Genomic DNA, 25,625 nt, shown 5'->3' with positions numbered 1-25,625 from the left:
ATCGTGAACATTTTATTCATGGGCCCTCCTGGGGCAGGCAAGGGAACACAAGCGGCAGAAATCGTTAAAGAATTTGGTATTCCTCATATTTCGACAGGAGATGCTTTCCGTTTGGCAATCAAACAGGAAACTCCGGTAGGATTGAAGGCCAAATCATTTATAGATCAAGGTTTGCTTGTACCAGATGATGTGACCATTGGGATAGTCGAAGAACGGCTGCAGCAGTCCGATTGCGAAAAAGGATTTCTATTGGATGGTTTTCCAAGAACTCTTTCGCAAGCGGAAGCGCTGGATGATATTCTTAGCCGTTTGAACACTTCTTTGGATCATGTCATCAACTTGAATGTTGACCGTGGATTGCTAATGGCGCGTCTTACTGGACGTCGTATCTGCAGCGTTTGCGGAGCATCCTACCATTTAATCTTCAACCCGCCGAAGCAAGATGGCATTTGCGACATTGATGGCGGTGAATTATATCAACGTCCGGATGACAACGAAGAAAGTGTAGGCAAGCGCCTGGATGAGTATGATAATAAAACAGCGCCGCTGCTTGCGTTTTATGATAATAAAGGTCTTTTGCGTCAGGTAAACGGGGAAAACGAAATTAATGTCGTTACTTCTGAAATCGTGTCTTTAATGCGGGGTTAATGTAATGATCATTTGTAAATCCGAACAGGAACTTGCCTTTATGAGGGAAGCTGGTCGAATTGTTGCCGAGAGTCACCGTCTTATTGCTCAGGCCATTGAGCCTGGCATTACAACGGGTGAGCTCGACAGAATCGCCGATCAATACATTCGCAGTCAAGATGCTGTGCCGTCTTTCAAAGGCTACAACGGTTTTCCTGCCAGCATTTGCGCTTCAGTCAACGAACAATTAGTGCATGGATTTCCTGGTAAACGTAAACTGATCGAAGGCGATATTGTTACGCTGGATATCGGTGCAGAGTACCGCGGTTATCACGGTGATTCCGCCTGGACCTACGGTGTGGGCAGCATTTCCGAAGAGGCTCAGCGTTTGCTGGACGTTACGGAAGGCTCCTTGTACGCGGGACTGGCGTTAGTTAAGCCGGATGTGCGCTTGTTTACAATCTCCCATGCTATTCAGCAATACATCGAAGAGGCTGGTTTTTCAGTCGTACGTGAGTATGTTGGTCATGGTATTGGGGCAAAACTGCATGAAGAACCGCAAATTCCGAATTATGGCATAGCGGACCGCGGACCACGTCTGAAACCGGGTATGGTGCTCGCGATTGAGCCGATGGTAAACGCAGGAAAGAGACATGTCAGAACACTGGAAGATAACTGGACTGTCGTTACGGTTGATGGCTCACTATGTGCTCACTTCGAGCATACAGTAGCAGTTACTCCGGACGGCATGGAAATTTTCACAAAACTGAATGCGTAGGTGATCTCCTCTTGAATACTGTGAGCAGCCCGCAGGTTGGTCAATTAGTGAGAATTCTCAAAGGCAAAGATGCCGGAGAGGCAGCCGTTGTTATCGCAGTTGTTGATAGCAGATTTGTATACATTGCAGATGGAGACAAACGTAAGTTTGATGGGCCAAAGAAGAAGAATATTCTTCATCTTGAGCTCATACCCTTCATCAGCAGTGAGGTTGTGGACAGTTTGAAGGAAACTGGGCGGGTAACAAACGGAAAGCTGCGATTCGCAGTCATGAAGTATGCTGGACCCACCGGAATAAGTGCTGATGAGAAAGGAGACTAACTGTGGCTAAGGAAGATGTCATTGAAGTAGAAGGTACTGTCCTTGAACCGTTGCCAAACGCAACGTTTAAGGTTGAGCTTGAGAACGGTCATCAAATACTTGCCCATGTATCCGGTAAATTGCGGATGCACTTTATCCGTATTTTGACCGGAGACAAAGTGGTCGTGCAGTTATCGCCTTATGATTTATCAAAAGGTCGTATAACTTACCGTAAATAGATGGGAACTACGAAAAAAGTTTTGCTTCGCAAAACTTTGAGGAGGTAATTAACATGAAGGTAAGACCTTCTGTAAAGCCCATTTGCGAGAAATGTAAAGTAATCCGCCGCAAAGGGACTGTTATGGTGATTTGCGAAAATCCGAAACACAAACAAAAACAAGGTTAAGAAGGGGGTGTAGCGTAAAATGGCTCGTATAGCTGGAGTGGATTTGCCACGTGACAAACGCGTTGAGATCGCCTTGACTTATATTTTCGGAATCGGTAAAACGACTTCTCAGAAAATTCTTAATGAAACAGGCATTAGCGCTAATACACGTGTCCGTGATTTGACGGAAGATGAAGTCAGCAAACTGCGTGAAACGATCGACAAAACGGTTAAGGTTGAAGGTGACCTGCGTCGTGAAATTTCCTTAAATATTAAACGTCTTACTGAGATCGGCTGTTACCGCGGTGTTCGCCACCGTCGTGGATTGCCTGTTCGCGGTCAACGTACTAAAACGAATGCCCGTACCCGGAAAGGCCCGCGTCGTACGGTAGCAAACAAAAAGAAATAATAAGGGGGGATAAGAGACAATGGCTAAACCGAAAAAAGTCGTACGTACCAAACGTCGCGACCGTAAAAATATCGAATCCGGCGTGGCACATATTCGTTCCACGTTCAACAACACCATCGTTACCATCACGGATCCTCACGGAAATGCAATTTCCTGGGCAAGCTCCGGCGGCCAAGGATTTAAAGGTTCCCGTAAGTCCACTCCATTCGCAGCGCAAATGGCAGCTGAATCAGCAGCTAAAGCAGCTATGGAGCACGGCATGAAGTCGGTTGAGGTTATGGTTAAAGGACCGGGCGCGGGCCGCGAAGCAGCCATCCGTTCCCTTCAAGCTGCAGGGCTTGAAGTTAACCTTATTAAAGACGTAACTCCGGTTCCTCACAATGGATGCCGTCCGCCTAAGCGTCGTCGCGTATAGTGAAATCAGTATTGTGAATGTGGTATAATTCTGACGCATCTGCTAATAATAGGTGTTTAGGCATACTACATGATGCACCTGATGGGGTGACAGTTTCATATAGGAGCGACGTTGAAGGAGGGGTAAACTCGTGATAGAAATCGAAAAGCCGAAGATTGAGACCGTAGAAGCTAATGATGAAGGTACCTATGGGAAATTCGTAGTTGAACCGCTGGAACGTGGGTATGGCACGACTCTGGGGAACTCGCTTCGCCGGATATTGCTTTCTTCGCTTCCAGGAGCCGCAGTGACTTCGGTCCAAATTGACGGCGTTCTGCATGAGTTCTCGACCGTTCCAGGCGTAATGGAAGATGTGACGGAAATCATTCTGAACCTTAAAGCCTTGTCTCTGAAGATTCATTCAGACGAGGAAAAAGTGTTCGAGATTGATGCTGAAGGGGAAGGCATCGTTACCGCAGGTGATATCCGTGCGGACAGCGATGTTGAGATCCTCAATCCGGATCTTCACATTGCAACGCTGGGACCTGGTGCGAGACTTCATATGCGTATTTTTGCAGGCCGTGGTCGCGGCTATGTCCAAGCGGACCGGAACAAACGTGACGATCAGCCAATTGGTGTTATTCCAGTTGACTCCATCTACACTCCAATTTCACGCGTTAACTACGGCATAGACAATACACGTGTTGGTCAAGTGACTAACTACGACAAATTGACGCTTGAAATTTGGACGGATGGAAGTATCAGACCGGAAGAGGCTGTAAGCCTCGGAGCCAAAATTTTGAACGAGCACCTCGTTCTGTTCGTAGGTCTTACGGACGAAGCGAAAGACGCCGAAATTATGGTTGAAAAAGAAGAAGACAAAAAAGAAAAAGTACTTGAGATGACAATCGAAGAGCTTGATCTTTCTGTTCGTTCCTACAACTGCCTCAAACGTGCTGGTATTAATACCGTACAAGAGCTTACCACGAAGACTGAAGAAGATATGATGAAGGTGCGTAACCTTGGTCGCAAATCTTTGGAAGAAGTTCAGGAAAAGCTTGAGGAACTTGGTTTGGGTCTCCGCACAGAAGAATAGCTGCAGATTGCTTTAGTAAAGGAGGGAAAACACAATGGCATACCAAAAATTGGGCCGTGATTCCAGTGCGCGTAAAGCGTTATTTCGCGACATGGTAACGGATCTGTTTTTATACGAGCGCATCCAAACAACGGAAGCTAAAGCGAAAGAAGTTCGTTCTATCGCTGAAAAGCTGATCACTAAAGCTAAAAAAGGTGATCTTCATGCTCGTCGTCAAGTAGCTGCATTTGTTCGCCGCGAGACTGTTGATGGTGAACAAGATGCAATTCAAAAATTGTTCTCTGACATTGCTCCTCGTTACACTGAGCGTCCAGGTGGATACACTCGTATCCTTAAACTAGGACCTCGTCGTGGCGACGCTGCGCCTATGGTTTATCTTGAATTGGTAGACCGCGCGTAGTATCACAAGTATTGATTTCCGATGCTTCCCTTTCATCCAGCCCTCTTTGGAGTAAAGATGGGGGAAATATCAGCGTTATTGTGCTGCAGAGGCGCAAGACTCTGCTGTACTAATAACCGTGGGAATCACCTTGGTTCAATTGAAGGAGCTCCCGCAGGGGCTCTTTTTTTTGAAATTAAGGATCCTATAGGACTTGTAGTTCTATATATGAAAAATGGATGCCGTCCTTCTAGGGACGGCGAAGCCATTTCTTCAAATAGAAGATCAGACAGTGCTTCGATCGACGTTCTGCTGACCGGTTTAAAAAGGAGAACGGAATGCGTAATCTATTGATGAAGGTCAATTATGACGGAACGAATTATGATGGCTTTCAGACCCAGCCTCAGGGCAATACGATTCAGGATCGGCTGGAGCAAGCCATACTCCATCTGACAGGTGAGAAGCTTAAGATTACTGCTTCAGGCCGCACAGATGCCGGAGTACATGCCTATGGCCAGCCTTTTAACTTTACAACCTCCTCTCGAATCCCAACTGAACGTTGGTGTCTAGCGCTTAATGCCCGGCTGCCACAAGACATCGTGGTTACAGAGGCTAGGGAAGTTCCGCTAACGTTTCACTCTCGTAGAGGGGCTAAGCGTAAAACTTACCGATACACGATCAATGGCAACAGGTTTCCAGATCCGTTTCAGCGGCGCTGGCAGCTTCACCATCCAGTGAAGTTGGATATTCCTGCGATGCAGCAAGGCTTAACGCAAATTATAGGGACACATGACTTCACTTCGTTTGCATCACGACGGTCTACGAAGACTTCTCATGTACGAACGATCTTTGAAGCTCATATGGAAGTAGACCGCAGTATGTGCCGACACTCTTCATCAGATCAAGGAGTTATCCATACTTATATAACGGGTAGTGGATTTCTTCAGCACATGGTTCGCATTATTATGGGGACTTTGATCCATGTGGGGGAAGGTAAAATACCTGCTGATAAGGTTGCTGAAATATTGGCAGCATGTGATCGATCACATGCTGGTCCAACAGCTGTGGCCATGGGGTTAGCTTTGTGGAGTGTTGAATATGACGAGATTGAAAGTGAATAGTTTTTTCTATAAATTTCTTCCTGATTAATAGGCTAAATGTTTAAAAATCACTTGCACTTGTTATGTTTATACTGTAATATAAAAGTTGTGTTTTCTTGATGGCTATCCCACAGCCCCGATCGAGAAAATGCCAAAAAAATGCTTTGCTTAACTCACATAATCGTAATTCAATGAGAAACAAGATATACGAAACAGAAGATTTTCGTACGAGAACAAGGAGGAAACATTCATGCGTACCACCTATATGGCGAAGCCGAACGAAGTTGAACGCAATTGGCACATTATTGATGCCGAAGGCAAAACACTCGGTCGTTTGGCCAGCGAAGCCGCTGCTTTGATCCGTGGCAAACACAAACCGCAATTCACTCCACACGTTGATACAGGAGATTTCGTTATCGTTATCAACGCTGAGAAAATTCACTTGACCGGTAAGAAATTGCAAAACAAAAAATACTACCGTCACTCGATGCACCCAGGTGGTTTGAAAGTTACTAATGCTGAAACTCTGCTGAATACTAAACCAGAACGCGTAATTGAATTCGCGGTTCATGGTATGATTCCTAAGACTCGTCAAGGGGACCACATGAAGCTGAGATTGAAAGTATATGCAGGCGCCGAGCATCCACATGCAGCACAAAAACCTGAAGTTTACGAACTTCGCGGATAAGAATAGAGGAGGACAGTTTCATGGCACAAGTACAATACTATGGGACAGGTCGTCGTAAACATTCGGTAGCACGTGTTCGCCTTGTACCGGGTGAAGGACGCATTGTCATTAACAAACGTGAGATGGACGAATATTTCGGTGTGGAAACACTGAAAATGATCGTAAAACAACCTTTGAACCTGACTGAAACACTGGGCAACTACGATGTAATCGTTCTTGCACATGGTGGCGGCATTTCCGGTCAAGCTGGAGCAATTCGTCACGGTATCTCCCGTGCATTGCTTAAAGTTGACCCTGAATATCGCGGTGCATTGAAGAAAGCCGGCTTCCTGACTCGTGACCCACGTATGAAGGAACGTAAGAAATACGGCTTGAAGGCTGCACGTCGTGCGCCTCAGTTCTCGAAACGTTAATATCTACAGAATTCAACCCTTGGCCATATGGCCGAGGGTTTTATTTTTTATATCAGAACAGAATCATATTTAGAGCTGTGTTTCAAACTAACTTATTTCTTTCGGAAATAGGTTTTTTTATATTAATATTTTTTATTTATTCATAGCAACTTTTTTCCAATTATAGGCGTTTAAGGTTATAAAGGAGGAGTTGAATTTATGGAAATTGAGAGTTCTTTGAGTAAGAGGAAATTTATTTTGTCCTCAATCGTTCTAATGGTTGTTGCTTCGATTTTTATCTCTCAGGTAGATGCTTATGTACTTCGCGGAAACAGAGTGGATAGACCTAACCAAGTTAAATATTGGCTTGATGCCTCTATATCTTCAATTGGCTACAATGCCGCTGCCATACATGGAAGTACAGCGTGGAATGGTCTTACTGCTGGTAGACTGTCTATTAACGTTACTTCAACAACTTCAGCCTCTGCTGCTGACGTAAAGTGGTACGCTTCGTCAGAAACAAATGATCTTGGACAATTTTATGCGCAAACCTCTACTTCAGGTACACTAACCTCTACATCAATCGTTAGAATTAACACGGTAAGATTCAAGACAGTAGATGGAAATAGACAAAAAGAAACCACTGCTCATGAAATGGGACATGTACTAGGCTTAACTCATGAAGATACAGTTCCGTCCATTATGCTTTCTGGACCAGCTTGGTTATATGGAACTTACCCAGTACAAGATGATAAAGATGGTATAGCGCATATTTACCAATTTGATTAAGGGGGTCAATATATGAAAAAACAAAATAAGTTTCTTTCAATAGGTGTGTTGGCTTTCGTATTGGTTGTCGGTGCTGCAGGATTCATTAACAATAACAAAGCTGTAAAGGGAGATAATTCTCCTGCATTTATCAGTTCTGAAGCAAAAGTTATTGGTTATCGTGATTTTAATGAGCTAGACAACACGGCTGAATTGATACTGAAAGGCACAAAAGCTAAAGTCATAAATACATTTATCGATAAAAATGAATTTGGTGAAACGATTGATTATCATACGCAATCTGCAATAAAGATTAATCAGATTTTCAAATCTGATAATCAAGATATTGTAGAGGGCTCTGAAGTTACAGTGCAAGAAAATGGAGCTATCGAAACAACAGAAGATGGAACATTGATCTATGGAATTGAAGGTTATCAGTTAATGAATGAAAATGAAGAGTATTTATTATTCTTAGATAAAAGTTTAACCGATCCTAATGTTTATTTTGTTAAAGGAGTTTACTACGGTAAAATTCCTTTGAGTGAACCCAAAGTGAATAAGATATTGGAACAGTCTGAGGAAGAGTCTTCTCAAGATTTAGAAATCTATGGTGAGTATCCTGAAGCGTTAAATACTATATTTAAAGAAGCCTTAGAAAAATACGGGAGATAAAAAAGCACATAAGAAACCTTTAACCTTTATGGTTAAGGGTTTTTCTTGTTTAGCCCCTTTCCACAAGAAATGGGCTTTTTTTTGCATCTATTTACTAATTCTAACGGTTGAAACGCATTGACTTCCTCAGTAAAAGTTATATACTATTTCATATAGAATTAGTTGGTTTTATTACTTCTTTTACCTCATTTATTCATACGATTAATATTTTGGATGGAGGAATACCTTAATGAACCTGCTCGAGAAAGAGGATTTAATCAAAGTTAAGGCCGAAGAATTAGAAACTGCTTCACCCGAGGAAATTATCCGCTGGGCTGTAGAAACATTTCCTAACATTACTTTTGCCTGCAGCTTTGGTGCCGAAGATGTAGTGCTAGTTGATATGCTTCACAAAGTTAGTCCGTCTACAGACGTCTTTTATCTCGATACAGATTATCATTTTAAGGAAACCTATGAGACCCGAGATTTGATGGCAGATAAATACGGGCTGGAGTTCGTACGAGTGTCTCCACAAATCACTCCGCAGGAGCAAGCACTTCAACACGGTGATGCGTTATGGACAGTAGACCCTAACCAATGCTGTGGGATTCGTAAAGTAGAGCCGCTGACTCGTATCCTATCTCAATATGAAGCTTGGATTACAGGCATTCGTCGTGACCAAGCGCCTACCCGTGCTAATGCCAAAAAGGTTGAGTATGATTATAAATTTGGTTTGGTTAAGTTTAATCCAATTGCGGATTGGACAACCGAGGATGTATGGAACTATATTCGTGAAAATGATGTAATTTATAACCCTCTACATGACCGTAACTATCCAAGTATCGGCTGTGAGCAATGTACACGTCAGGTTATGCCTGGTGAAGATCCGCGTGCTGGACGTTGGGCTGGATCAGAGAAGACTGAGTGTGGATTACACAAGTAAGACCTATCCCCGTGAGAACACAGAAGGAGAGACGATAATGACTTCAATACGTCCGCATGGCGGAACATTAGTTAACCGTGTAGTAGAGGGTACAGAAAGAGAAGAATTACTGCAGCTTGCACGTGATTATAAGGCGATTGCCGTGAACACCTGGACTTTATCTGATTTGGATCTAATTGCGGTAGGTGCATTTTCTCCACTGACTGGATTTTTGAATGAACAAGATTATCACTCCGTAGTCAAAAACATGCGTTTAGCAGATGGCACAGTGTGGAGCATTCCAATAACACTTGCTGTAGAAGAGGATGTGGCCTCTGGTTTAGCTATTGGAGACAAGGTATCTCTAATCGGTGAAGAGGATGGCGAGATCTACGGTTTATTGGATATTGAGAGTATTTATACGGTTGATCAAAACCTTGAAGCGCAAAATGTATTCAAAACAACAGACCCTGAACATCCAGGAGTAAGTAAGCTGTTGGCCCGCCCGGCTATCTATGTAGGAGGACCAATTACAGTGCTGAATAGACCACAGCCAGAAAAGTTCGGAGAATTTTATTTTGACCCTTCAGCTACACGTAAGATATTTGCAGACAAGGGCTGGAGAACAGTTGTAGGCTTCCAGACGCGTAACCCTGTTCATCGTGCACATGAATATATTCAGAAGTGCGCTATGGAGGTTGTAGACGCTCTGTTCTTAAACCCGCTAGTGGGTGAGACGAAGTCTGATGATGTACCGGCAAATGTACGAATGAAGAGCTACCTGGCGCTTTTGGAGAATTATTATCCTGAGGATCGTACCTTTCTAGGTGTTTTCCCGGCGGCCATGCGTTATGCTGGTCCGAGAGAAGCGATTTTTCATGCTATGGTTCGCAAAAATTACGGCTGCACCCATTTTATTGTCGGACGTGACCATGCGGGCGTAGGTGATTACTACGGAACTTATGAAGCGCAAGAAATTTTTGCGGATTTCACCGCTGAGGAACTTGATATTACTCCATTATTTTTTGAACACAGCTTCTTCTGTAAAAAATGCGGAAATATGGCTTCCAGTAAAACCTGCCCACATCCTGGCGACGATCATATGACATTGTCGGGTACAAAGGTACGGGCTTTGCTTCGGGAGGGTCAATGTCCGCCTCCTGAATTTACGCGACCTGAGGTTGCGCAGATTCTAATTGAAGGCATGACTCAAGAAGTAACAGCTTAATCATCGTTAGCTAGTACTATTTGGCCTTCTTGTCCCATATAGATGAGTATTATCTATCGGGACGAGGGGGTCTTTGTTATGTCTGGCCGAAAACACAGTAAAGTCTCGGTCTGGATCTCATGGAGCAGTATCAAAAAATGTATGCTGGGCGCGACACTGCTAGCTATAATGATCGGCATTATAGCGTATGACATGCCTACTGCCAAAACGTTAAATTATTGGAGTCTGCCTTTGTCTGGTAAAGTGATCGCTATCGACGCTGGACATGGGGGAGCAGATGGAGGGGCAGTTAGCCGGGAAGGGCTAATTGAGAAAGACATTAATCTTGCAGTCTCTCTTTATTTACGTGATTACCTGCAACAGGCCGGGGCTATTGTTGTGATGACCCGTGAGGGGGATTATGATTTGGCTCAGGAGGGCACTAAGGGCTATTCTAAGCGCAAGACTGAAGATCTTAAGCAAAGAGTAAGAAGTATTGAAGAGAAGGGCGCAGATCTTTTTATAAGCGTTCACATGAACAGTGTGCCTTCGAACCGATGGAGCGGGGCGCAGACCTTTTACTATCCCAATCACAAGGATAATAAAGCTATCGCAGAGTTTGTACAGAGTGAGCTGAAGACTACACTGGAGAATACTGATCGTGTAGCTAAGACTGTAAATACTGTTTATCTACTAAAAGCATTAAAAATACCTGCGATCCTTGTAGAGGTCGGTTTTTTGTCGCACCCTCAGGAATCAGTTCTACTCGGAGATGATGTTTATCAACGCAAGGTAGCGACTAGCATATATCGTGGCATTCTTCGTTATGCTTCCGAGTAGCCGGGACTACTCATCAGGAGATGGGTAATGCTATAATAGACAAAAACTCCGGAAGAATTCTCCTCCGGAAAGGAAACAGAGGTGCTTTCCATGCTGACTAGGGAACATATCCAGGAAATACTGCAGTCAATAACAGACCCGGAAACCGGAAAAAGCCTTGTGGAACTACAGCTGATCCGTGACATTATGATTAAAGAAGATCGTATATCTTTATCAATCGTATGTCTGGATCCTGAAGAGCAAAGTCGCATGGATCTAGAACAACGGGTTCGTGAGTTGCTTGAAGCAGGTGGAGTCACTAATGTGCATATCCGGCTGCGTGATGCAACCGATTATGAACGTGCTCTGCTTCGCGGAGAGAGTGCCGGGGAAGAGCCGTTGGTTGATGAACCGGGGAAACTTAAGGGACATGCAGCTGGCCTTGACGATCATGAATTAATCAATGAGAACTCTGGTGTTAACTTTATCGCCATTGCCAGTGGTAAAGGCGGTGTTGGAAAGTCTACAGTTACTGTGAATTTGGCAGTAGCTTTGGCTAGAAAAGGTAAAAAGGTTGGATTGATTGATGCGGACATTTATGGGTTTAGCATCCCTGATATGATGGGAATCGAAGAGGGACCCGTTGTAGAAGAGGGAATCATTATTCCTGTGGAACGTTTCGGAGTGAAGGTCATGTCTATGGGCTTCTTTATCCGTGAGAATAGTCCGGTAATTTGGCGGGGACCTATGCTTGGCAAAATGCTGCGCCAATTCTTCGGTGATGTGGGCTGGGGAGAACTTGATTATATGCTGCTTGATCTTCCTCCAGGTACAGGTGATGTGGCGCTTGACGTACATCAGATGCTCCCTCACAGCAAAGAGATTATTGTTACTACCCCTCATGCTACCGCAGCGTTTGTGGCGGCTAGAGCGGGCTCTATGGCTCTGCAGACAGAACATGAGATTATTGGGGTCATTGAGAACATGGCTTATTATGAGTGTAAAGACTGCGGTAAAAAAGATTATATTTTTGGCAGAGGCGGAGGCGCTCGGCTTGCGGAGACACTCCATACCGAGCTGCTTGCACAAGTTCCATTGGGCGCACCGGACAACCATATTTCTGAACCGGATTTCTCACCTTCCGTATACAAGGAAGACACAGCTACTGCGTTGTTGTTTGCTGATATCGCCGATAAGCTGATTGCGAAATATGAGCACTAATTATTGTGCATAAAAAGAGGCCGTCCCACTTTGTTAGGTGGGATAAGGCCTCTTTTTTGTTATGTGCTTGAATCATCGCCGCTACCGCTGCCACTTTCACCACCGCTGCCGCTGCCTTCCTGTTTATCGCCGCTTTCGCCGCCCTTTTTCTGTTCCTTCGGTTCGAGCTCGTCCTGAACGACCTTTTTAAGTAAATTCAATACCTCCATCCGGAATAATGGAGTCTGCATAGATTCCTGGATGGTCTTCATGGATTGCTTTCGGTAGTCAGGTGTTTTGGTGAGATTAAGAAACATGGTCATCATTTCTGGAGACTTCATGATTTCCTCGACGGATTTTTGATAGGTGGGATCTTTAATTAGTTGCAGGTGCAATTCTTTGCTTTGTGATTGAATGGCTTTAGCAAAATCGCCTGCGAACTTGGGATCAGTCATAATTTTCTCGATTTCCTTTTGATATTCCGGTGCAGTGAGGGTATCTTTAACAGCGGTTTTTATATCCTCTGTTGTTTGAAGTGGCATCATTTTCATACTCATTCCGCTGGTGCCTCCAGAACTGGAATTTGATAATGATTCCTCAACTGCTTTTTTTCCATCTTCACTTTTTAATATATCAATAACCATGGTCTTCATTTCTTTATAACTGCCCTGACCAGAAGAAGAACTGCTCTGCTCACTTCCGCAAGCCGTTAAGGCCATAACAAAGCTTAAAGCCAAACCCACAGATCCGATAAATCTCCATTTCATTGGCGCTGCCCTCCTTTATTAGGATTCTCCAGTTGTATTATGCCGCATTAACACACATTTATGTTGCTGATGTAATGGTGTTTTGTCGGTATCCTTGGTAAAATAAATCTGACATAGGGGAGGTGAAGTGGCTGAGTATAAAAAAATGGTTTTATTTATTTTGGACAACCCTTCTAATAGGAGCGGGCGGAGCAGTAATCGCAGGTCTGGCACTGCAATTCGTGAACGGTCGAATTGATTTCAAAAGTGTCGCTGATTTCTTTTTATACCCGCTGATACTATTCGGCTACGGTATGCTTGTCAGTGTTTATGCGCAACTTGGTTTTTTTGCTTATCTAATTTTAAATTACATGGGCAATGGTGTTTTCCCGCCAAAAATTTGGAAATACATACAACTGGTGCTTTCTGTGCTCGCATTGCTTGAACTGATTTTTTTGCGTACCGTCGTTGGCGGGGAAAGAAGTGTCTTGTCTGATCTAATATTAGGAATCTTTATTTTGTTAGCTGCCATTATTGTGTCTTATTTCAAAGTGAAAAGTACAAACATCTCAGCTTGGATTCCAACCCTCTTTTTTATGACAGCTATTTCAATTGTGGAAATTATCGGCGTGCTCCGTATAGGTGTTGATAGTGCGACAGTGTTTATTGTTGTTCCGCTCATCGCCTGTAATGCATTCCAAATTTTGATGCTTCACCGTATTCTCAAGCCGGCAGCCGGATAAAGGTTGGGGCGAATTCAGCAAATCATGAACCCCGTGCTCTGGCCTTCAGAAAACGGGGTTTTTTGCTCTAGAATGTATCCTAACGATTAAAATCCGCTGGAGGAGGTTAATCTTAAAGAACAATAGAGCGGATTCTTTGTGTGTAGCAACGCTCACAAAACTAAGCAGATGCTTCCGAAGTGAGTTTTGTACGAAGTTTTTCAATGATGCACATGCTTTACAAAACTAAGCGTATGCTTCCGAAGCAGTTTTGTACGAAGTAATACAAGCGTAGCAACGCTCACAAAACTAAGTAGATGCTTCCGAAGTGAGTTTTGTACGAAGTTTTTCAATGATGCACATGCTTTACAAAACTTTTAGGAGGGGAATATATGGACATCAAGCGTTATATGATAAAAGACACAAATGAAATCCAGCTTAACAAGCTGGACCCGGACGATACAGGTAACTTTAAATCAAAAAAAGAAGCAGAAGCCAAAACAGAGCAGTTAAAGGAACGGTTGGCAGAGCTTCAAGATATTCTTTTTGCACAGAAAAAGCATTCACTGCTCGTAATTCTGCAAGGGATGGATTCCAGCGGTAAGGATGGAACGGTTAAACATATTTTTTCAGGGATTAATCCACAAGGCTTTATAGTGACCAGCTTCAAGAAACCTTCTCTGGAGGAAGAAGCTCACGATTTCTTATGGAGAGTGCATCAAAAGACACCCCCTAAAGGCTACATCTCTGCATTTAACCGCTCACACTATGAAGATGTATTGGTACCGCGGGTACATGGGGGATTGAAAAAGGATGATTTGAAGCGCCGCTTTCGTTACATACGGCAGTTTGAGGAGATGCTGGTGGAAGAGGGAACGACAGTTATCAAGCTTTTTCTGCATATTTCAAAAGAGAAGCAGCTTAAGAAAATCAAAGAACGGCTTGAAGATCCCAAAAAACACTGGAAATTTGACGCAAGTGATCTACAGGAGCGGGAGTTTTGGGATGATTACCAAGAGGCATATGTAGATGTTTTTAAGGAGTCAAGTATTGATAAAGCACCCTGGTACTGGATACCAGCCAATCATCAATGGTACCGCAACTATTTGGCCTTATCCATCGTTGTAAAGACACTGGAGAGTCTGGATCTGAGCTATCCGAAGCTGAATACCCCCACACCCGACATATCGGAGCTCATTTCCCCGCGTCATTAATATTTGGATAAAACCAACATCTATTGCGGTACCTAAGATTGGGAGGAGCGTTACAGCCCGGCAGCATCCTCTAAGGCACTATTTAGTGAGGCCGAGTCGCGAACCTCTTTACCCTCTGCGTTGCTTTGGCTGATCAGCTCAGAGACGGTAACGAATTCATAACCTTGTCTGCGGAGCTCATCGATAATTTGCGGAAGAGCTTCGTGAGTTTGTTTGCAGGAATCACTGGCATGTAGAAGAACGATATCACCAGGATGTGCTTTAGTCGTTACACGCTTCACGATATTGTCTACACCTATGTTCTTCCAGTCTAGAGAGTCTGTGTCCCACTGGATGACTTTGTAACCAAGATCATTGGCCACTTGCAGAACTCTTTTGTCAAAATCACCATTAGGCATACGAATTAAATTTGGTTCTTTACCGGTTAATTCTGTAAGCACAGTGTGAGCCGTTGTGATCTGAGTGCGAATCTCTTCGTTACTTAGAGTGCTGTAATTGACGTGTTTATGGCCATGGCTGCCAATTTCGAATCCTGCGTTTTTAATGCTTGTTACAATATCCGGGTGAGTCTTACTCCATGGTGACGATAGGAAAAAGGTGGCTTTGTCCACTTTCTTGTCTTCAAGTACCTTCAAAATTGGTTCGGGTCTCTTTTCCCCCCAGCTAATATCGAAGGTTAGGGCAATCAGCTTCTTCTCTGTTGGCACACTGTAAATGGCAGAAGGTCCAGCCTCAGAAAAAACGGTGATATTACCCCTCTCGACATAGACAACTCCAGCAGCAAGAAGCACAGCGGCGAAGATATAGATGAACCTTTTGATCTTTTTGCCGCTGAATACATAAAAAGAATTCATTAATGACAGCGCTCCTCTCCCATGCGAAATGCTTGTTTGTTCTAAATGTATGCTCGTACCGCACGGTTATGACCTAAGAAACAGAGATCACAATTTCAGGAGGTATTTATGTTGTCGTTCTTCACGTTTGTTAAAGATATTAAATCGATCCGCAAGGCTTTGCTGCTATCCTGTCTGCTCTTCGTAATAGGAGCGGTTGTTGGCTGGGTAGCGACAAGTAGTCTGGAAAAACTATTGGTTCAGCAATTGGAAGGGCTTAGTGAGATCAGCGGAAACTTAAGAGACACCGCTAATCCGCAATGGAACTTCTTTGTATTTATATTTCTGAATAACGCCATCAAGGGCGTGGTTATTATTTTCCTGGGAGCGTTGTTCGGCATATTGCCAGCTATATTCTTATTTATAAACGGAGCGGTAATTGGCTACTTGATACATTTATCCGCACTGCAAGGACAGGATTTGTTCGATTTAATCGTAAAAGGATTGCTGCCACACGGGATTATAGAGATTCCGGCAATCATTATCGCGTGTGCCTTTGGGCTGCACTTTGGCGGAAAAGTGATTTCAAGTCTATTTCGATCTACAGATAGAAAAGAGGAGAGAAGCGCAGACTGGTCTGCTTTCATGCGTCAAACACTTACGGCTTCCATATGGACTGTAATCCTGTTATTTGTTGCAGCCATTATTGAAAGTACAATTACTTTTTCACTTTTATCATAAAACTTCCGGGAATAGAGCATAACATTAAGGGCGTTCATCCAAGGATTGCCTAAAGGTAAGGAGTATATAATCTAGACGAAACCATAAAGGGAATTTTTAATAATTATGGTTATAAAAAGAGGACTCCGGTTAATCTAGTGTAAGAGGATCTTAAGGCAGCTTTCTCCATGAGATGTACTTACTGATTATGCAAAAAAGGTTTTGGGGGTTTAGAGAAGGTGTTAATTGCAACTTCATGAAGGAGGCCAAGCATATGTTGGGAATGTTGTTTAACGAAAAGGAATGCAAGGAACTGGATTATGTTTTGAGAAAAGAACTAGATGAGATGCTGTTAGATTTGAGTGATCAGCGCTTGGACCAAAATATCAGGCACGCCATCGCTAATAGATATAAGACTGTATTCCGGATGTATGCTCGCTTCGCTCCTCAGAAAGAGCTTTCCAAGTATGCATGGGGTGGGCGTTCTTCTCAGTATAAACACTGAAGATATACGAGAATTGCTACAGTTTTATAAAGTTTTCAGATTATTTAATAAAATAGCTTGACTAAAAAGGAGTGCTCATGATAAATTATATCTCGCGCTCCTTTTGCTTGTGTAAAAGGAAAGCGGAAGGCAAGAAAAATTGAAAAAAAGATTTTTCAAAAAAAAGACTTGCCAAACAGCTTAACACTGTGATATATTATAAAGGTCGCCGCTGATAAACAACGACGACGAAATGACAGATATTGATCTTTGAAAACTGAACAACGAGTGAGTGGGAAATCACGCAAGTGAAATCCAAAATTAGAGAATTAATTTTCTCGTCAGATGTTTCAAAATGAGCATATCGCTCTTTTCAATACTAATTGGAGAGTTTGATCCTGGCTCAGGACGAACGCTGGCGGCGTGCCTAATACATGCAAGTCGAGCGGAGTTACTTTGAAAGCTTGCTTTCAAAGTAACTTAGCGGCGGACGGGTGAGTAACACGTAGGCAACCTGCCCTTCAGACTGGGATAACTACCGGAAACGGTAGCTAATACCGGATAATTTCTTTTTTCTCCTGAGAGAAGAATGAAAGACGGAGCAATCTGTCACTGAGGGATGGGCCTGCGGCGCATTAGCTAGTTGGTGGGGTAACGGCCCACCAAGGCGACGATGCGTAGCCGACCTGAGAGGGTGAACGGCCACACTGGGACTGAGACACGGCCCAGACTCCTACGGGAGGCAGCAGTAGGGAATCTTCCGCAATGGGCGAAAGCCTGACGGAGCAACGCCGCGTGAGTGATGAAGGTTTTCGGATCGTAAAGCTCTGTTGCCAGGGAAGAACGTCCGGTAGAGTAACTGCTACCGGAGTGACGGTACCTGAGAAGAAAGCCCCGGCTAACTACGTGCCAGCAGCCGCGGTAATACGTAGGGGGCAAGCGTTGTCCGGAATTATTGGGCGTAAAGCGCGCGCAGGCGGCTATTTAAGTCTGGTGTTTAAACCTTGGGCTCAACCTGAGGTCGCACTGGAAACTGGGTGGCTTGAGTACAGAAGAGGAAAGTGGAATTCCACGTGTAGCGGTGAAATGCGTAGATATGTGGAGGAACACCAGTGGCGAAGGCGACTTTCTGGGCTGTAACTGACGCTGAGGCGCGAAAGCGTGGGGAGCAAACAGGATTAGATACCCTGGTAGTCCACGCCGTAAACGATGAGTGCTAGGTGTTAGGGGTTTCGATACCCTTGGTGCCGAAGTTAACACAGTAAGCACTCCGCCTGGGGAGTACGGTCGCAAGACTGAAACTCAAAGGAATTGACGGGGACCCGCACAAGCAGTGGAGTATGTGGTTTAATTCGAAGCAACGCGAAGAACCTTACCAGGTCTTGACATCCCTCTGAATCCACTAGAGATAGTGGCGGCCTTCGGGACAGAGGAGACAGGTGGTGCATGGTTGTCGTCAGCTCGTGTCGTGAGATGTTGGGTTAAGTCCCGCAACGAGCGCAACCCTTAACTTTAGTTGCCAGCAGGTAATGCTGGGCACTCTAGAGTGACTGCCGGTGACAAACCGGAGGAAGGTGGGGATGACGTCAAATCATCATGCCCCTTATGACCTGGGCTACACACGTACTACAATGGCCGGTACAACGGGAAGCGAAGCCGCGAGGTGGAGCCAATCCCATCAAAGCCGGTCTCAGTTCGGATTGCAGGCTGCAACTCGCCTGCATGAAGTCGGAATTGCTAGTAATCGCGGATCAGCATGCCGCGGTGAATACGTTCCCGGGTCTTGTACACACCGCCCGTCACACCACGAGAGTTTACAACACCCGAAGTCGGTGGGGTAACCCGCAAGGGAGCCAGCCGCCGAAGGTGGGGTAGATGATTGGGGTGAAGTCGTAACAAGGTAGCCGTATCGGAAGGTGCGGCTGGATCACCTCCTTTCTATGGAGAATCGTTCTCTGCAATGAGAACATTCAAATCGGAAGCTTAGCTTCCACAATAGAACCTTCGGGTTCGAACACTCACTCGTGTTCAGTTTTGAAAGAGCAAGTCTCTTTCGTATGCGTTTGGTGGCGATAGCGGAGGGGTTCCACACGTACCCATCCCGAACACGACCGTTAAGCCCTCCAGCGCCGATGGTACTTGGACCGAAGGGTCCTGGGAGAGTAGGACGTTGCCAAGCGGACAACCAATTGATTGGTTGATTCACAATGTTATATATGTTATATGGGCTTTTAGCTCAGTTGGTTAGAGCGCACCTCTGATAAGGGTGAGGTCGGTGGTTCGAGTCCACCAAGGCCCACCATATAACATTATAGAGTAATTTTATGGGGCCATAGCTCAGCTGGGAGAGCGCCTGCCTTGCAAGCAGGAGGTCAGCGGTTCGATCCCGCTTGGCTCCACCATAAATTTTTAAATGAATAACTTTTTCAACTTGATCCTTGAAAACTGGATACCGAAACGAATTTGCGTTTTAGAACATCTTTTAGCAACTTGTGCAAACAAGTAAATGTTATTAGTGAGATGATTCCAAAGAGAATGTCATCGTATGATATTTTCCTGCGGAAAAATCAAGGTTAAGCTAATAAGAGCACACGGAGGATGCCTAGGCGCCAGGAGCCGACGAAGGACGTGGCGAACAACGAAACTGCCTCGGGGAGCTGTAAGCAAGCTTTGATCCGGGGGTGTCCGAATGGGGAAACCCAGCTGTGGTAATTCGCAGTTACTCATACCTGAATACATAGGGTGTGTAGAGGCAGACCAGGGGAACTGAAACATCTAAGTACCCTGAGGAAGAGAAAACAATAGTGATTCCGTCAGTAGCGGCGAGCGAACGCGGAACAGCCTAAACCTAAGAGCTTGCTCTTAGGGGTTGTGGGACGTCTCACATGGAGTTACAAAGGAATATGGTAGGTGAAGAGGTCTGGAAAGGCCCGCGATAGAGGTAAAAGCCCTGTAACCTAAACTGTATTCTCTCCGAGACGGATCCCGAGTAGTGCGGGGCACGTGAAACCCCGTATGAATCCAGCAGGACCATCTGCTAAGGCTAAATACTACCTGGCGACCGATAGTGAAACAGTACCGTGAGGGAAAGGTGAAAAGCACCCCGGAAGGGGAGTGAAATAGAACCTGAAACCGTGTGCTTACAAAAAGTCAGAGCCCTATTAATGGGTGATGGCGTGCCTTTTGTAGAATGAACCGGCGAGTTACGTTTAACATGCAAGGTTAAGCCGAGAAGGTGGAGCCGCAGCGAAAGCGAGTCTGAATAGGGCGACTTAGTATGTGGACGTAGACCCGAAACCGTGTGATCTACCCCTGTCCAGGGTGAAGGTGCGGTAACACGCACTGGAGGCCCGAACCCACGTACGTTGAAAAGTGCGGGGATGAGGTGGGGGTAGCGGAGAAATTCCAATCGAACTCGGAGATAGCTGGTTCTCCCCGAAATAGCTTTAGGGCTAGCCTCGGTATAAGAGTAGTGGAGGTAGAGCACTGATTGGGTGCGGGGTCCGCAAGGATTACCAAGCTCAGTCAAACTCCGAATGCCATATACTTATTGCCGGGAGTCAGACAGTGAGTGCTAAGATCCATTGTCAAAAGGGAAACAGCCCAGACCATCAGCTAAGGTCCCCAAGTGTGTGTTAAGTGGGAAAGGATGTGGAGTTGCACAGACAACCAGGATGTTGGCTTAGAAGCAGCCACCATTGAAAGAGTGCGTAATAGCTCACTGGTCGAGTGACTCTGCGCCGAAAATGTAACGGGGCTAAACACACCACCGAAGCTATGGCTAGATACGTATGTATCTGGGGTAGGGGAGCGTTGTGTAGGGGTTGAAGGTGTACTGAAAAGAGCGCTGGACACTACACAAGTGAGAATGCCGGTATGAGTAACGAAAAGATCAGTGAGAATCTGATCCGCCGAAAGCCCAAGGTTTCCTGAGGAAGGCTCGTCCGCTCAGGGTAAGTCGGGACCTAAGGCGAGGCCGAAAGGCGTAGTCGAAGGACAACAGTTTGAAATTACTGTACCACCGTAATCCGCTATGAGCGATGGGGTGACGCAGGAGGGTAGTGACGCGGACTGATGGATGTCCGTCTAAGCAGTGAGGCTGATGTGTAGGCAAATCCGCACATCATTAAGGCTGGGCTGTGATGGGGAGCGAAAATTGTAGTAGCGAAGGTCATGATCTCACACTGCCAAGAAAAGCCTCTAGCCAGGAGAAGGTGCCCGTACCGCAAACCGACACAGGTAGGCGAGAAGAGAATTCTAAGGCGCGCGGAAGAACTCTCGTTAAGGAACTCGGCAAAATGACCCCGTAACTTCGGGAGAAGGGGTGCCCCGGTAGTGTGAATAGCACGAGGGGGCCGCAGTGAAAAGGCCCAAGCGACTGTTTAGCAAAAACACAGGTCTGTGCGAAGCCGCAAGGCGAAGTATACGGGCTGACGCCTGCCCGGTGCTGGAAGGTTAAGGGGAGTGGTTAGGGGTAACCCGAAGCTATGAACCGAAGCCCCAGTAAACGGCGGCCGTAACTATAACGGTCCTAAGGTAGCGAAATTCCTTGTCAGGTAAATTCTGACCCGCACGAATGGCGTAACGACTTGGGCGCTGTCTCAACGAGAGATCCGGTGAAATTTTAATACCTGTGAAGATGCAGGTTACCCGCGACAAGACGGAAAGACCCCATGGAGCTTTACTGCAGCTTGATATTGAATTTGGGTACGATCTGTACAGGATAGGTGGGAGCCGTAGAAATCGGAGCGCAAGCTTCGGTGGAGGCGCCGTTGGGATACCACCCTGATCGTATCTAGGTTCTAACCTAGTACCCTTATCGGGTACGGGGACCGTGTCAGGCGGGCAGTTTGACTGGGGCGGTCGCCTCCTAAAGAGTAACGGAGGCGTTCCAAGGTTCCCTCAGAATGGTTGGAAATCATTCGCAGAGTGCAAAGGCATAAGGGAGCTTGACTGCGAGACCTACAAGTCGAGCAGGGACGAAAGTCGGACTTAGTGATCCGGTGGTACCGCATGGAAGGGCCATCGCTCAACGGATAAAAGCTACCCTGGGGATAACAGGCTTATCTCCCCCAAGAGTCCACATCGACGGGGAGGTTTGGCACCTCGATGTCGGCTCATCGCATCCTGGGGCTGAAGTAGGTCCCAAGGGTTGGGCTGTTCGCCCATTAAAGCGGTACGCGAGCTGGGTTCAGAACGTCGTGAGACAGTTCGGTCCCTATCTGTCGTGGGCGCAGGAAATTTGAGAGGAGCTGTCCTTAGTACGAGAGGACCGGGATGGACGTACCGCTGGTGCACCAGTTGTTCCGCCAGGAGCATGGCTGGGTAGCTACGTACGGACGGGATAAGCGCTGAAAGCATCTAAGCGTGAAGCCCCCCTCAAGATGAGATTTCCCAATTAGTAAGACCCCTTGAAGACGACGAGGTAGATAGGTTGGAGGTGGAAGTGCAGCAATGCATGGAGCTGACCAATACTAATCGGTCGAGGGCTTATCCTATACTTAGAATGCAGATTCGTTTCGGATTCAGTTTTCAGGCGATCAAGCCTGAGCATTTACGCTGTAAATGCCCGTTTGGTGGCGATAGCGGAGGGGTTCCACACGTACCCATCCCGAACACGACCGTTAAGCCCTCCAGCGCCGATGGTACTTGGACCGAAGGGTCCTGGGAGAGTAGGACGTTGCCAAGCGGATATTCCCTGATAGCTCAGTTGGTAGAGCACTCGACTGTTAATCGAGTTGTCACAGGTTCGAGTCCTGTTCGGGGAGCCATGCTCTCATAGCTCAGCAGGTAGAGTGCTTCCATGGTAAGGAAGAGGTCACCGGTTCGAATCCGGTTGAGAGCTCCACAGATTTGCAAGGCCCGTTGGTCAAGGGGTTAAGACACCTCCCTTTCACGGAGGTAACATGGGTTCGAATCCCATACGGGTCACCAACTTTTACTTGTACTTACCCTTAGAGGGTCCCATAGATATGGAGGCTTAGCTCAGCTGGGAGAGCATCTGCCTTACAAGCAGAGGGTCGGGGGTTCGATCCCCTCAGCCTCCACCATAATCTTCCTAAGAGATTATGGGCAACATAGAGGTACCATCAATGGGGATTAGCCAAGCGGTAAGGCAACGGACTTTGACTCCGTCACTCATAGGTTCGAATCCTATATCCCCAGCCAAGTGCGAGCCATTAGCTCAGTTGGTAGAGCACCTGACTTTTAATCAGGGTGTCGAAGGTTCGAGTCCTTCATGGCTCACTTTTATTATTATCATGCGCGTGTGGCGGAATGGCAGACGCACCAGACTTAGGATCTGGCGTTTCACGACGTGGGGGTTCAAGTCCCTTCACGCGCACCACTTATTGCGGACGTGGCTCAGCGGTAGAGCATCGCCTTGCCAAGGCGAGGGTCGCGGGTTCGATTCCCGTCGTCCGCTCCATAATTTTGCGCCCTTAGCTCAGCTGGATAGAGCGTTTGACTACGAATCAAAAGGCCGGGAGTTCGAATCTCTCAGGGCGCGCCATTTTATTATTAAGCAATTATAGTATTTATAACGGGATGTAGCTCAGCTTGGTAGAGCACCTGGTTTGGGACCAGGGGGTCGCATGTTCAAATCGTGTCATCCCGATTTTCACCTTTGCGGGTGTAGTTCAATGGTAGAACTTCAGCCTTCCAAGCTGATAGCGTGGGTTCGATTCCCATCACCCGCTCCATAATTTTATAGTAACGGGATGTAGCTCAGCTTGGTAGAGCACCTGGTTTGGGACCAGGGGGTCGCATGTTCAAATCGTGTCATCCCGATACTCAGCTTAATCGCTGCTCAAAAGCTCTTACTTCGGTAAGGGCTTTTTTTGTTATGTATTTAATATACATATAAATACAGCCAAAGAACATATGTTCTATTATTCCTCCAAAAAAAATCGGACTTCCGGTGGAATTCCAATCCGTAGATAATAGTTTCTCCATGATTCCTCTTGTTCGGGGCTTCTGCCTGAAGATAATAATTTTACAGCAAAGACATTAGCTTGACGTTCAAGCTTCCCAGGAGAGAAATAGGAGCTTTCCTCCAGAAAAAAGCGATTGATCCCCTTGTGAAGCCGATCATGTCCTAATTCATGCGCACAAACGAAGCGCTGCCATTCTACAGGCAACTCATTATGAATGACGATAAACCTTCTTCTTAGTTTTCGATAATATAATCCCTTTGTGCCAGTCCCCAGATTCATGAAACGAATTTGAATGCCTAGTGCTGCGGCAAGCTCGAACGGGCAGTTGGTTTTATATTTTTTAATCAGACTATTGATCAGTTCATCCATGTTCTTCACCTGCAGCATGTTAGTATAGTTATTTAGTGTCTTTGGATTTTTTTCTCTTATTCATCTGTTTGGCTTCCCAGAACAATCCGGTTAGTACATCTTTTATCCTCTGTTTATCTTCTTTGTCTAATGGAATTCCGTCAAACATCAGCTCTCCATCATCCTCTAGCATTTTTCGAAAGTCTCTTTTATCTTTGCTTGTGGCCCAATCTGGGACAGCCTCATCGCTTGAAAGAGTCTGGTCCTGCAAATACCCTGCTTGATCCATTAGCTCCTCGTAGGGGACGCCAGTGGCCTCAGCAATTTTGCGTAACGTGGTTGGTTTAGGAACCCCTCTTAATCCATTCTCAATCCGGGAAATTTGCGAACCGCTGATTCCGGCAGCTACTGCTAATTGATTAATGGTGAGTCCCTTTGTTTCCCGAAGATGCTTCATATAATCCCCGAATTCCTGTTTCATCTCAACTCACTCCTTATTGGCTGTAACCTTATGATAATAATATAAGCCATTTTTGCCAATAGGTAAACGACAAAGCGTATATAATTGCCAAAAGGCAAGATAATGGAGGGATATACGCTCTTTTTCGATAAAAACAGCCTAAAACGGGGTTTTACGAGATTGGTAAAGAAGTGGTATATTATAGAAAAATACGAACAGAATACGAACAAGATTTATTTTATCACATTGGGCTGGAAAATTCCGCAAATTAAATCTCATTCAGTTAAACCCAAAAGGAGTGCATAAATGATGAACATATCAACTTTACCAGAGTTGGACCGTCGCCGAACCCAGGTCGCTATAGAGAGCATGTTGGAGAAATACCGTATTTTTAAGACCGTTACATTTGAAGCTAAGGAAGCAAGCACAACTTATTCATACACAGAAAGATTTCATGGTCCTACTAACACTGTAACTGATCAGACTGCTGCGATAGCTTCTTATAATGTGGACATCCCCGCCGCAAGGAGAGCTTATTGTTCCGCAATAGACTCTGTGGTAGAGAGACTCGATACGAGAGAACAGCAGCTGGTACGGGAAAGGTATATGAGAAGAGACGAGATGTACGATTATACGATTTACAATCATGTGTTTGATCCACCGGTAAGTAAGGACACTTACGTGAAGATACGCTCGAAGGCTTTTTACAAGATGGCATTAGCGTTAACGGATCTCGGCTTACTGTCTCTGCAAACTTTAGTAACAACAGCGCCTAGGGTAAAGAAAGAGAAAATGAGTATTACTTAATAGAAGTAGAATAGTTTGATTAGTAAAGAAGACTGTATCGTCCGAGCGGATGATGCGGTCTTTTTTTGAATTATAAGAAAGTATAAGTTTCAGGGTGTACTTTATCCTTATAATCCTCGCACAAATGCTTGCCGTCCATAAAAGGAGGGTCGAAGGCTCTTTAGCTTGTCTTCAATTGTGTACCTCCAACAAACCGCTCTATACCATCCCAAAGCTAGCCAAAACCTCGTCCGTTTACCCTC

27 protein-coding genes, 14 tRNA genes and 4 rRNA genes are annotated in these 25,625 nt (G+C 45.4%); 41 read left to right on the top strand and 4 right to left on the bottom strand.

Going from position 1 to position 25,625, the window contains the following annotated elements; all coding sequences use genetic code 11:
• The first annotated feature begins 3 nt into the window (after positions 1-3).
• The 18 genes from MKY54_RS27970 (at position 4) to MKY54_RS27885 (ending at position 12,135) form a co-directional block, all read left to right on the top strand.
• On the top strand, positions 4-648 hold the full coding sequence (locus tag MKY54_RS27970; RefSeq protein WP_038573451.1) for an adenylate kinase: 645 nt from the start codon (positions 4-6) through the stop codon (positions 646-648).
• A 4-nt stretch (positions 649-652) separates the two neighbouring features.
• Positions 653-1,405, top strand: a complete 753-nt coding sequence (gene map, locus MKY54_RS27965) for a type I methionyl aminopeptidase (protein ID WP_038573450.1) — start codon at positions 653-655, stop codon at positions 1,403-1,405.
• A gap of 11 nt (positions 1,406-1,416) precedes the next feature.
• Complete coding sequence (locus MKY54_RS27960; protein ID WP_036680581.1) at positions 1,417-1,725, top strand: KOW domain-containing RNA-binding protein; 309 nt, start codon at positions 1,417-1,419, stop codon at positions 1,723-1,725.
• A gap of 2 nt (positions 1,726-1,727) precedes the next feature.
• The gene (infA, locus tag MKY54_RS27955; protein ID WP_036652996.1) at positions 1,728-1,943 is read left to right on the top strand and encodes a translation initiation factor IF-1; all 216 of its coding nucleotides are present in this window, start codon (positions 1,728-1,730) and stop codon (positions 1,941-1,943) included.
• Positions 1,944-1,996: 53 nt separating this feature from the next.
• Positions 1,997-2,110, top strand: coding sequence for a 50S ribosomal protein L36 (gene rpmJ, locus MKY54_RS27950; RefSeq protein WP_003322638.1), 114 nt, complete (start codon positions 1,997-1,999; stop codon positions 2,108-2,110).
• A 19-nt stretch (positions 2,111-2,129) separates the two neighbouring features.
• The gene (rpsM, locus tag MKY54_RS27945; RefSeq protein ID WP_036680583.1) at positions 2,130-2,498 is read left to right on the top strand and encodes a 30S ribosomal protein S13; all 369 of its coding nucleotides are present in this window, start codon (positions 2,130-2,132) and stop codon (positions 2,496-2,498) included.
• Positions 2,499-2,517: 19 nt separating this feature from the next.
• Positions 2,518-2,913, top strand: a complete 396-nt coding sequence (rpsK, locus tag MKY54_RS27940) for a 30S ribosomal protein S11 (protein ID WP_019908251.1) — start codon at positions 2,518-2,520, stop codon at positions 2,911-2,913.
• A 130-nt stretch (positions 2,914-3,043) separates the two neighbouring features.
• The gene (locus MKY54_RS27935) at positions 3,044-3,988 is read left to right on the top strand and encodes a DNA-directed RNA polymerase subunit alpha (RefSeq protein WP_036680585.1); all 945 of its coding nucleotides are present in this window, start codon (positions 3,044-3,046) and stop codon (positions 3,986-3,988) included.
• A gap of 34 nt (positions 3,989-4,022) precedes the next feature.
• Positions 4,023-4,388: a 50S ribosomal protein L17 gene (gene rplQ, locus MKY54_RS27930; protein ID WP_019908254.1), complete on the top strand. Its 366-nt coding sequence runs from the start codon at positions 4,023-4,025 to the stop codon at positions 4,386-4,388.
• Between the two features lie 317 nt (positions 4,389-4,705).
• The gene (gene truA / locus MKY54_RS27925) at positions 4,706-5,488 is read left to right on the top strand and encodes a tRNA pseudouridine(38-40) synthase TruA (protein ID WP_076194818.1); all 783 of its coding nucleotides are present in this window, start codon (positions 4,706-4,708) and stop codon (positions 5,486-5,488) included.
• A 229-nt stretch (positions 5,489-5,717) separates the two neighbouring features.
• Positions 5,718-6,155, top strand: a complete 438-nt coding sequence (gene rplM / locus MKY54_RS27920) for a 50S ribosomal protein L13 (RefSeq protein WP_036680589.1) — start codon at positions 5,718-5,720, stop codon at positions 6,153-6,155.
• 20 nt (positions 6,156-6,175) lie between these two features.
• Positions 6,176-6,568 carry a 30S ribosomal protein S9 gene (gene rpsI / locus MKY54_RS27915; RefSeq protein WP_025706574.1) on the top strand — a complete coding sequence of 131 codons (393 nt, stop codon included), beginning with the start codon at positions 6,176-6,178 and terminating at the stop codon, positions 6,566-6,568.
• Between the two features lie 198 nt (positions 6,569-6,766).
• Entirely contained in the window at positions 6,767-7,336 is a 570-nt protein-coding gene (locus MKY54_RS27910) for a matrixin family metalloprotease (RefSeq protein WP_076194820.1), read from the top strand.
• A 12-nt stretch (positions 7,337-7,348) separates the two neighbouring features.
• A complete protein-coding gene (locus MKY54_RS27905) occupies positions 7,349-7,987 on the top strand; it encodes a hypothetical protein (RefSeq protein ID WP_076219352.1) in 639 nt (212 codons plus the stop codon).
• Between the two features lie 229 nt (positions 7,988-8,216).
• A complete protein-coding gene (locus tag MKY54_RS27900) occupies positions 8,217-8,909 on the top strand; it encodes a phosphoadenylyl-sulfate reductase (protein WP_036680616.1) in 693 nt (230 codons plus the stop codon).
• 37 nt (positions 8,910-8,946) lie between these two features.
• On the top strand, positions 8,947-10,116 hold the full coding sequence (gene sat, locus MKY54_RS27895) for a sulfate adenylyltransferase (RefSeq protein ID WP_076280125.1): 1,170 nt from the start codon (positions 8,947-8,949) through the stop codon (positions 10,114-10,116).
• A gap of 78 nt (positions 10,117-10,194) precedes the next feature.
• Positions 10,195-10,935, top strand: coding sequence for an N-acetylmuramoyl-L-alanine amidase CwlD (cwlD, locus tag MKY54_RS27890; protein ID WP_038573445.1), 741 nt, complete (start codon positions 10,195-10,197; stop codon positions 10,933-10,935).
• A 90-nt stretch (positions 10,936-11,025) separates the two neighbouring features.
• Positions 11,026-12,135 carry an Mrp/NBP35 family ATP-binding protein gene (locus MKY54_RS27885; protein WP_076130012.1) on the top strand — a complete coding sequence of 370 codons (1,110 nt, stop codon included), beginning with the start codon at positions 11,026-11,028 and terminating at the stop codon, positions 12,133-12,135.
• A gap of 59 nt (positions 12,136-12,194) precedes the next feature.
• Here MKY54_RS27885 and gerD read toward each other — a convergent pair whose 3' ends face one another.
• The gene (gene gerD, locus MKY54_RS27880; protein WP_036680627.1) at positions 12,195-12,881 is read right to left on the bottom strand and encodes a spore germination lipoprotein GerD; all 687 of its coding nucleotides are present in this window, start codon (positions 12,879-12,881) and stop codon (positions 12,195-12,197) included.
• A 131-nt stretch (positions 12,882-13,012) separates the two neighbouring features.
• Between gerD and MKY54_RS27875 the strand changes: the two genes are divergently transcribed.
• Both MKY54_RS27875 and MKY54_RS27870 read left to right on the top strand, forming a co-directional pair.
• Positions 13,013-13,603 carry a KinB-signaling pathway activation protein gene (locus tag MKY54_RS27875; RefSeq protein WP_038574906.1) on the top strand — a complete coding sequence of 197 codons (591 nt, stop codon included), beginning with the start codon at positions 13,013-13,015 and terminating at the stop codon, positions 13,601-13,603.
• A 371-nt stretch (positions 13,604-13,974) separates the two neighbouring features.
• Positions 13,975-14,796, top strand: a complete 822-nt coding sequence (locus MKY54_RS27870) for a PPK2 family polyphosphate kinase (RefSeq protein WP_076280126.1) — start codon at positions 13,975-13,977, stop codon at positions 14,794-14,796.
• A 50-nt stretch (positions 14,797-14,846) separates the two neighbouring features.
• Here MKY54_RS27870 and pdaB read toward each other — a convergent pair whose 3' ends face one another.
• Complete coding sequence (pdaB, locus tag MKY54_RS27865; RefSeq protein ID WP_036680629.1) at positions 14,847-15,650, bottom strand: polysaccharide deacetylase family sporulation protein PdaB; 804 nt, start codon at positions 15,648-15,650, stop codon at positions 14,847-14,849.
• 108 nt (positions 15,651-15,758) lie between these two features.
• On the opposite strand from pdaB, the gene MKY54_RS27860 reads away from it, so the two are divergent.
• The 20 genes from MKY54_RS27860 to MKY54_RS27765 all read left to right on the top strand — a co-directional run bounded on the left by MKY54_RS27860 (position 15,759) and on the right by MKY54_RS27765 (position 23,622).
• Positions 15,759-16,370 carry a stage II sporulation protein M gene (locus MKY54_RS27860; protein WP_076138447.1) on the top strand — a complete coding sequence of 204 codons (612 nt, stop codon included), beginning with the start codon at positions 15,759-15,761 and terminating at the stop codon, positions 16,368-16,370.
• A 253-nt stretch (positions 16,371-16,623) separates the two neighbouring features.
• Complete coding sequence (locus tag MKY54_RS27855) at positions 16,624-16,854, top strand: hypothetical protein (RefSeq protein ID WP_036680631.1); 231 nt, start codon at positions 16,624-16,626, stop codon at positions 16,852-16,854.
• A 359-nt stretch (positions 16,855-17,213) separates the two neighbouring features.
• A 16S ribosomal RNA gene (locus MKY54_RS27850) occupies positions 17,214-18,771 on the top strand.
• Between the two features lie 124 nt (positions 18,772-18,895).
• Positions 18,896-19,012 (top strand): 5S ribosomal RNA (gene rrf / locus MKY54_RS27845).
• A gap of 46 nt (positions 19,013-19,058) precedes the next feature.
• Positions 19,059-19,135 (top strand) — tRNA-Ile (locus tag MKY54_RS27840).
• 24 nt (positions 19,136-19,159) lie between these two features.
• Positions 19,160-19,235: transfer RNA gene (locus tag MKY54_RS27835), tRNA-Ala, on the top strand.
• Between the two features lie 169 nt (positions 19,236-19,404).
• Positions 19,405-22,331 (top strand): 23S ribosomal RNA (locus MKY54_RS27830).
• 74 nt (positions 22,332-22,405) lie between these two features.
• Positions 22,406-22,522, top strand: a 5S ribosomal RNA gene (gene rrf / locus MKY54_RS27825).
• Together the 16S, 23S and 5S rRNA genes with 14 tRNA genes alongside form the textbook arrangement of a ribosomal RNA operon.
• Before the next feature lie 6 nt (positions 22,523-22,528).
• Positions 22,529-22,604 (top strand) — tRNA-Asn (locus MKY54_RS27820).
• Position 22,605: 1 nt separating this feature from the next.
• Positions 22,606-22,681: transfer RNA gene (locus MKY54_RS27815), tRNA-Thr, on the top strand.
• A gap of 11 nt (positions 22,682-22,692) precedes the next feature.
• Positions 22,693-22,767, top strand: a tRNA-Glu gene (locus tag MKY54_RS27810).
• Positions 22,768-22,807: 40 nt separating this feature from the next.
• Positions 22,808-22,883: transfer RNA gene (locus MKY54_RS27805), tRNA-Val, on the top strand.
• Between the two features lie 43 nt (positions 22,884-22,926).
• A tRNA-Gln gene (locus MKY54_RS27800) sits at positions 22,927-23,001 on the top strand.
• A gap of 5 nt (positions 23,002-23,006) precedes the next feature.
• Positions 23,007-23,079: transfer RNA gene (locus MKY54_RS27795), tRNA-Lys, on the top strand.
• A 16-nt stretch (positions 23,080-23,095) separates the two neighbouring features.
• A tRNA-Leu gene (locus MKY54_RS27790) sits at positions 23,096-23,179 on the top strand.
• 6 nt (positions 23,180-23,185) lie between these two features.
• Positions 23,186-23,260: transfer RNA gene (locus tag MKY54_RS27785), tRNA-Gly, on the top strand.
• A 7-nt stretch (positions 23,261-23,267) separates the two neighbouring features.
• A tRNA-Arg gene (locus MKY54_RS27780) sits at positions 23,268-23,344 on the top strand.
• Between the two features lie 31 nt (positions 23,345-23,375).
• Positions 23,376-23,449: transfer RNA gene (locus tag MKY54_RS27775), tRNA-Pro, on the top strand.
• Between the two features lie 11 nt (positions 23,450-23,460).
• A tRNA-Gly gene (locus MKY54_RS27770) sits at positions 23,461-23,534 on the top strand.
• Positions 23,535-23,548: 14 nt separating this feature from the next.
• Positions 23,549-23,622: transfer RNA gene (locus MKY54_RS27765), tRNA-Pro, on the top strand.
• A gap of 101 nt (positions 23,623-23,723) precedes the next feature.
• Here MKY54_RS27765 and MKY54_RS27760 read toward each other — a convergent pair.
• Together MKY54_RS27760 and MKY54_RS27755 are read right to left on the bottom strand one after the other, a co-directional pair.
• On the bottom strand, positions 23,724-24,137 hold the full coding sequence (locus tag MKY54_RS27760) for an ImmA/IrrE family metallo-endopeptidase (RefSeq protein WP_036681396.1): 414 nt from the start codon (positions 24,135-24,137) through the stop codon (positions 23,724-23,726).
• Positions 24,138-24,165: 28 nt separating this feature from the next.
• Positions 24,166-24,597, bottom strand: a complete 432-nt coding sequence (locus tag MKY54_RS27755) for a transcriptional regulator (protein WP_076129758.1) — start codon at positions 24,595-24,597, stop codon at positions 24,166-24,168.
• 285 nt (positions 24,598-24,882) lie between these two features.
• Here MKY54_RS27755 and MKY54_RS27750 point away from each other — a divergent pair, with 285 nt between their 5' ends.
• Positions 24,883-25,383 (top strand): ArpU family phage packaging/lysis transcriptional regulator, encoded by a 501-nt coding sequence (locus tag MKY54_RS27750; protein ID WP_094902361.1) that lies wholly within the window; start codon positions 24,883-24,885, stop codon positions 25,381-25,383.
• The last annotated feature ends 242 nt before the right edge of the window (positions 25,384-25,625 follow it).

The organism is Paenibacillus sp. FSL P2-0121 (assembly GCF_037975345.1).
GTDB classification, from domain to species: Bacteria; Bacillota; Bacilli; order Paenibacillales; family Paenibacillaceae; genus Paenibacillus_AQ; species Paenibacillus_AQ odorifer.
This window is presented reverse-complemented; position numbering and strand designations above follow the sequence as displayed.

What these genes read in the sequence shown, in the direction of transcription:
- map (WP_038573450.1), top strand. Translation starts at nt 653, where the DNA reads ATGATCATTTGTAAATCCGAACAGGAACTTGCCTTTATGAGGGAAGCT.
- rpmJ (WP_003322638.1), top strand. Translation starts at nt 1,997, where the DNA reads ATGAAGGTAAGACCTTCTGTAAAGCCCATTTGCGAGAAATGTAAAGTA.
- rpsM (WP_036680583.1), top strand. Translation starts at nt 2,130, where the DNA reads ATGGCTCGTATAGCTGGAGTGGATTTGCCACGTGACAAACGCGTTGAG.
- rpsK (WP_019908251.1), top strand. Translation starts at nt 2,518, where the DNA reads ATGGCTAAACCGAAAAAAGTCGTACGTACCAAACGTCGCGACCGTAAA.
- rplQ (WP_019908254.1), top strand. Translation starts at nt 4,023, where the DNA reads ATGGCATACCAAAAATTGGGCCGTGATTCCAGTGCGCGTAAAGCGTTA.
- truA (WP_076194818.1), top strand. Translation starts at nt 4,706, where the DNA reads ATGCGTAATCTATTGATGAAGGTCAATTATGACGGAACGAATTATGAT.
- rplM (WP_036680589.1), top strand. Translation starts at nt 5,718, where the DNA reads ATGCGTACCACCTATATGGCGAAGCCGAACGAAGTTGAACGCAATTGG.
- rpsI (WP_025706574.1), top strand. Translation starts at nt 6,176, where the DNA reads ATGGCACAAGTACAATACTATGGGACAGGTCGTCGTAAACATTCGGTA.
- MKY54_RS27910 (WP_076194820.1), top strand. Translation starts at nt 6,767, where the DNA reads ATGGAAATTGAGAGTTCTTTGAGTAAGAGGAAATTTATTTTGTCCTCA.
- MKY54_RS27905 (WP_076219352.1), top strand. Translation starts at nt 7,349, where the DNA reads ATGAAAAAACAAAATAAGTTTCTTTCAATAGGTGTGTTGGCTTTCGTA.
- MKY54_RS27900 (WP_036680616.1), top strand. Translation starts at nt 8,217, where the DNA reads ATGAACCTGCTCGAGAAAGAGGATTTAATCAAAGTTAAGGCCGAAGAA.
- sat (WP_076280125.1), top strand. Translation starts at nt 8,947, where the DNA reads ATGACTTCAATACGTCCGCATGGCGGAACATTAGTTAACCGTGTAGTA.
- cwlD (WP_038573445.1), top strand. Translation starts at nt 10,195, where the DNA reads ATGTCTGGCCGAAAACACAGTAAAGTCTCGGTCTGGATCTCATGGAGC.
- MKY54_RS27885 (WP_076130012.1), top strand. Translation starts at nt 11,026, where the DNA reads ATGCTGACTAGGGAACATATCCAGGAAATACTGCAGTCAATAACAGAC.
- gerD (WP_036680627.1), bottom strand. Translation starts at nt 12,881, where the DNA reads ATGAAATGGAGATTTATCGGATCTGTGGGTTTGGCTTTAAGCTTTGTT.
- MKY54_RS27870 (WP_076280126.1), top strand. Translation starts at nt 13,975, where the DNA reads ATGGACATCAAGCGTTATATGATAAAAGACACAAATGAAATCCAGCTT.
- pdaB (WP_036680629.1), bottom strand. Translation starts at nt 15,650, where the DNA reads ATGAATTCTTTTTATGTATTCAGCGGCAAAAAGATCAAAAGGTTCATC.
- MKY54_RS27860 (WP_076138447.1), top strand. Translation starts at nt 15,759, where the DNA reads ATGTTGTCGTTCTTCACGTTTGTTAAAGATATTAAATCGATCCGCAAG.
- MKY54_RS27855 (WP_036680631.1), top strand. Translation starts at nt 16,624, where the DNA reads ATGTTGGGAATGTTGTTTAACGAAAAGGAATGCAAGGAACTGGATTAT.
- MKY54_RS27760 (WP_036681396.1), bottom strand. Translation starts at nt 24,137, where the DNA reads ATGGATGAACTGATCAATAGTCTGATTAAAAAATATAAAACCAACTGC.
- MKY54_RS27755 (WP_076129758.1), bottom strand. Translation starts at nt 24,597, where the DNA reads ATGAAACAGGAATTCGGGGATTATATGAAGCATCTTCGGGAAACAAAG.
- MKY54_RS27750 (WP_094902361.1), top strand. Translation starts at nt 24,883, where the DNA reads ATGATGAACATATCAACTTTACCAGAGTTGGACCGTCGCCGAACCCAG.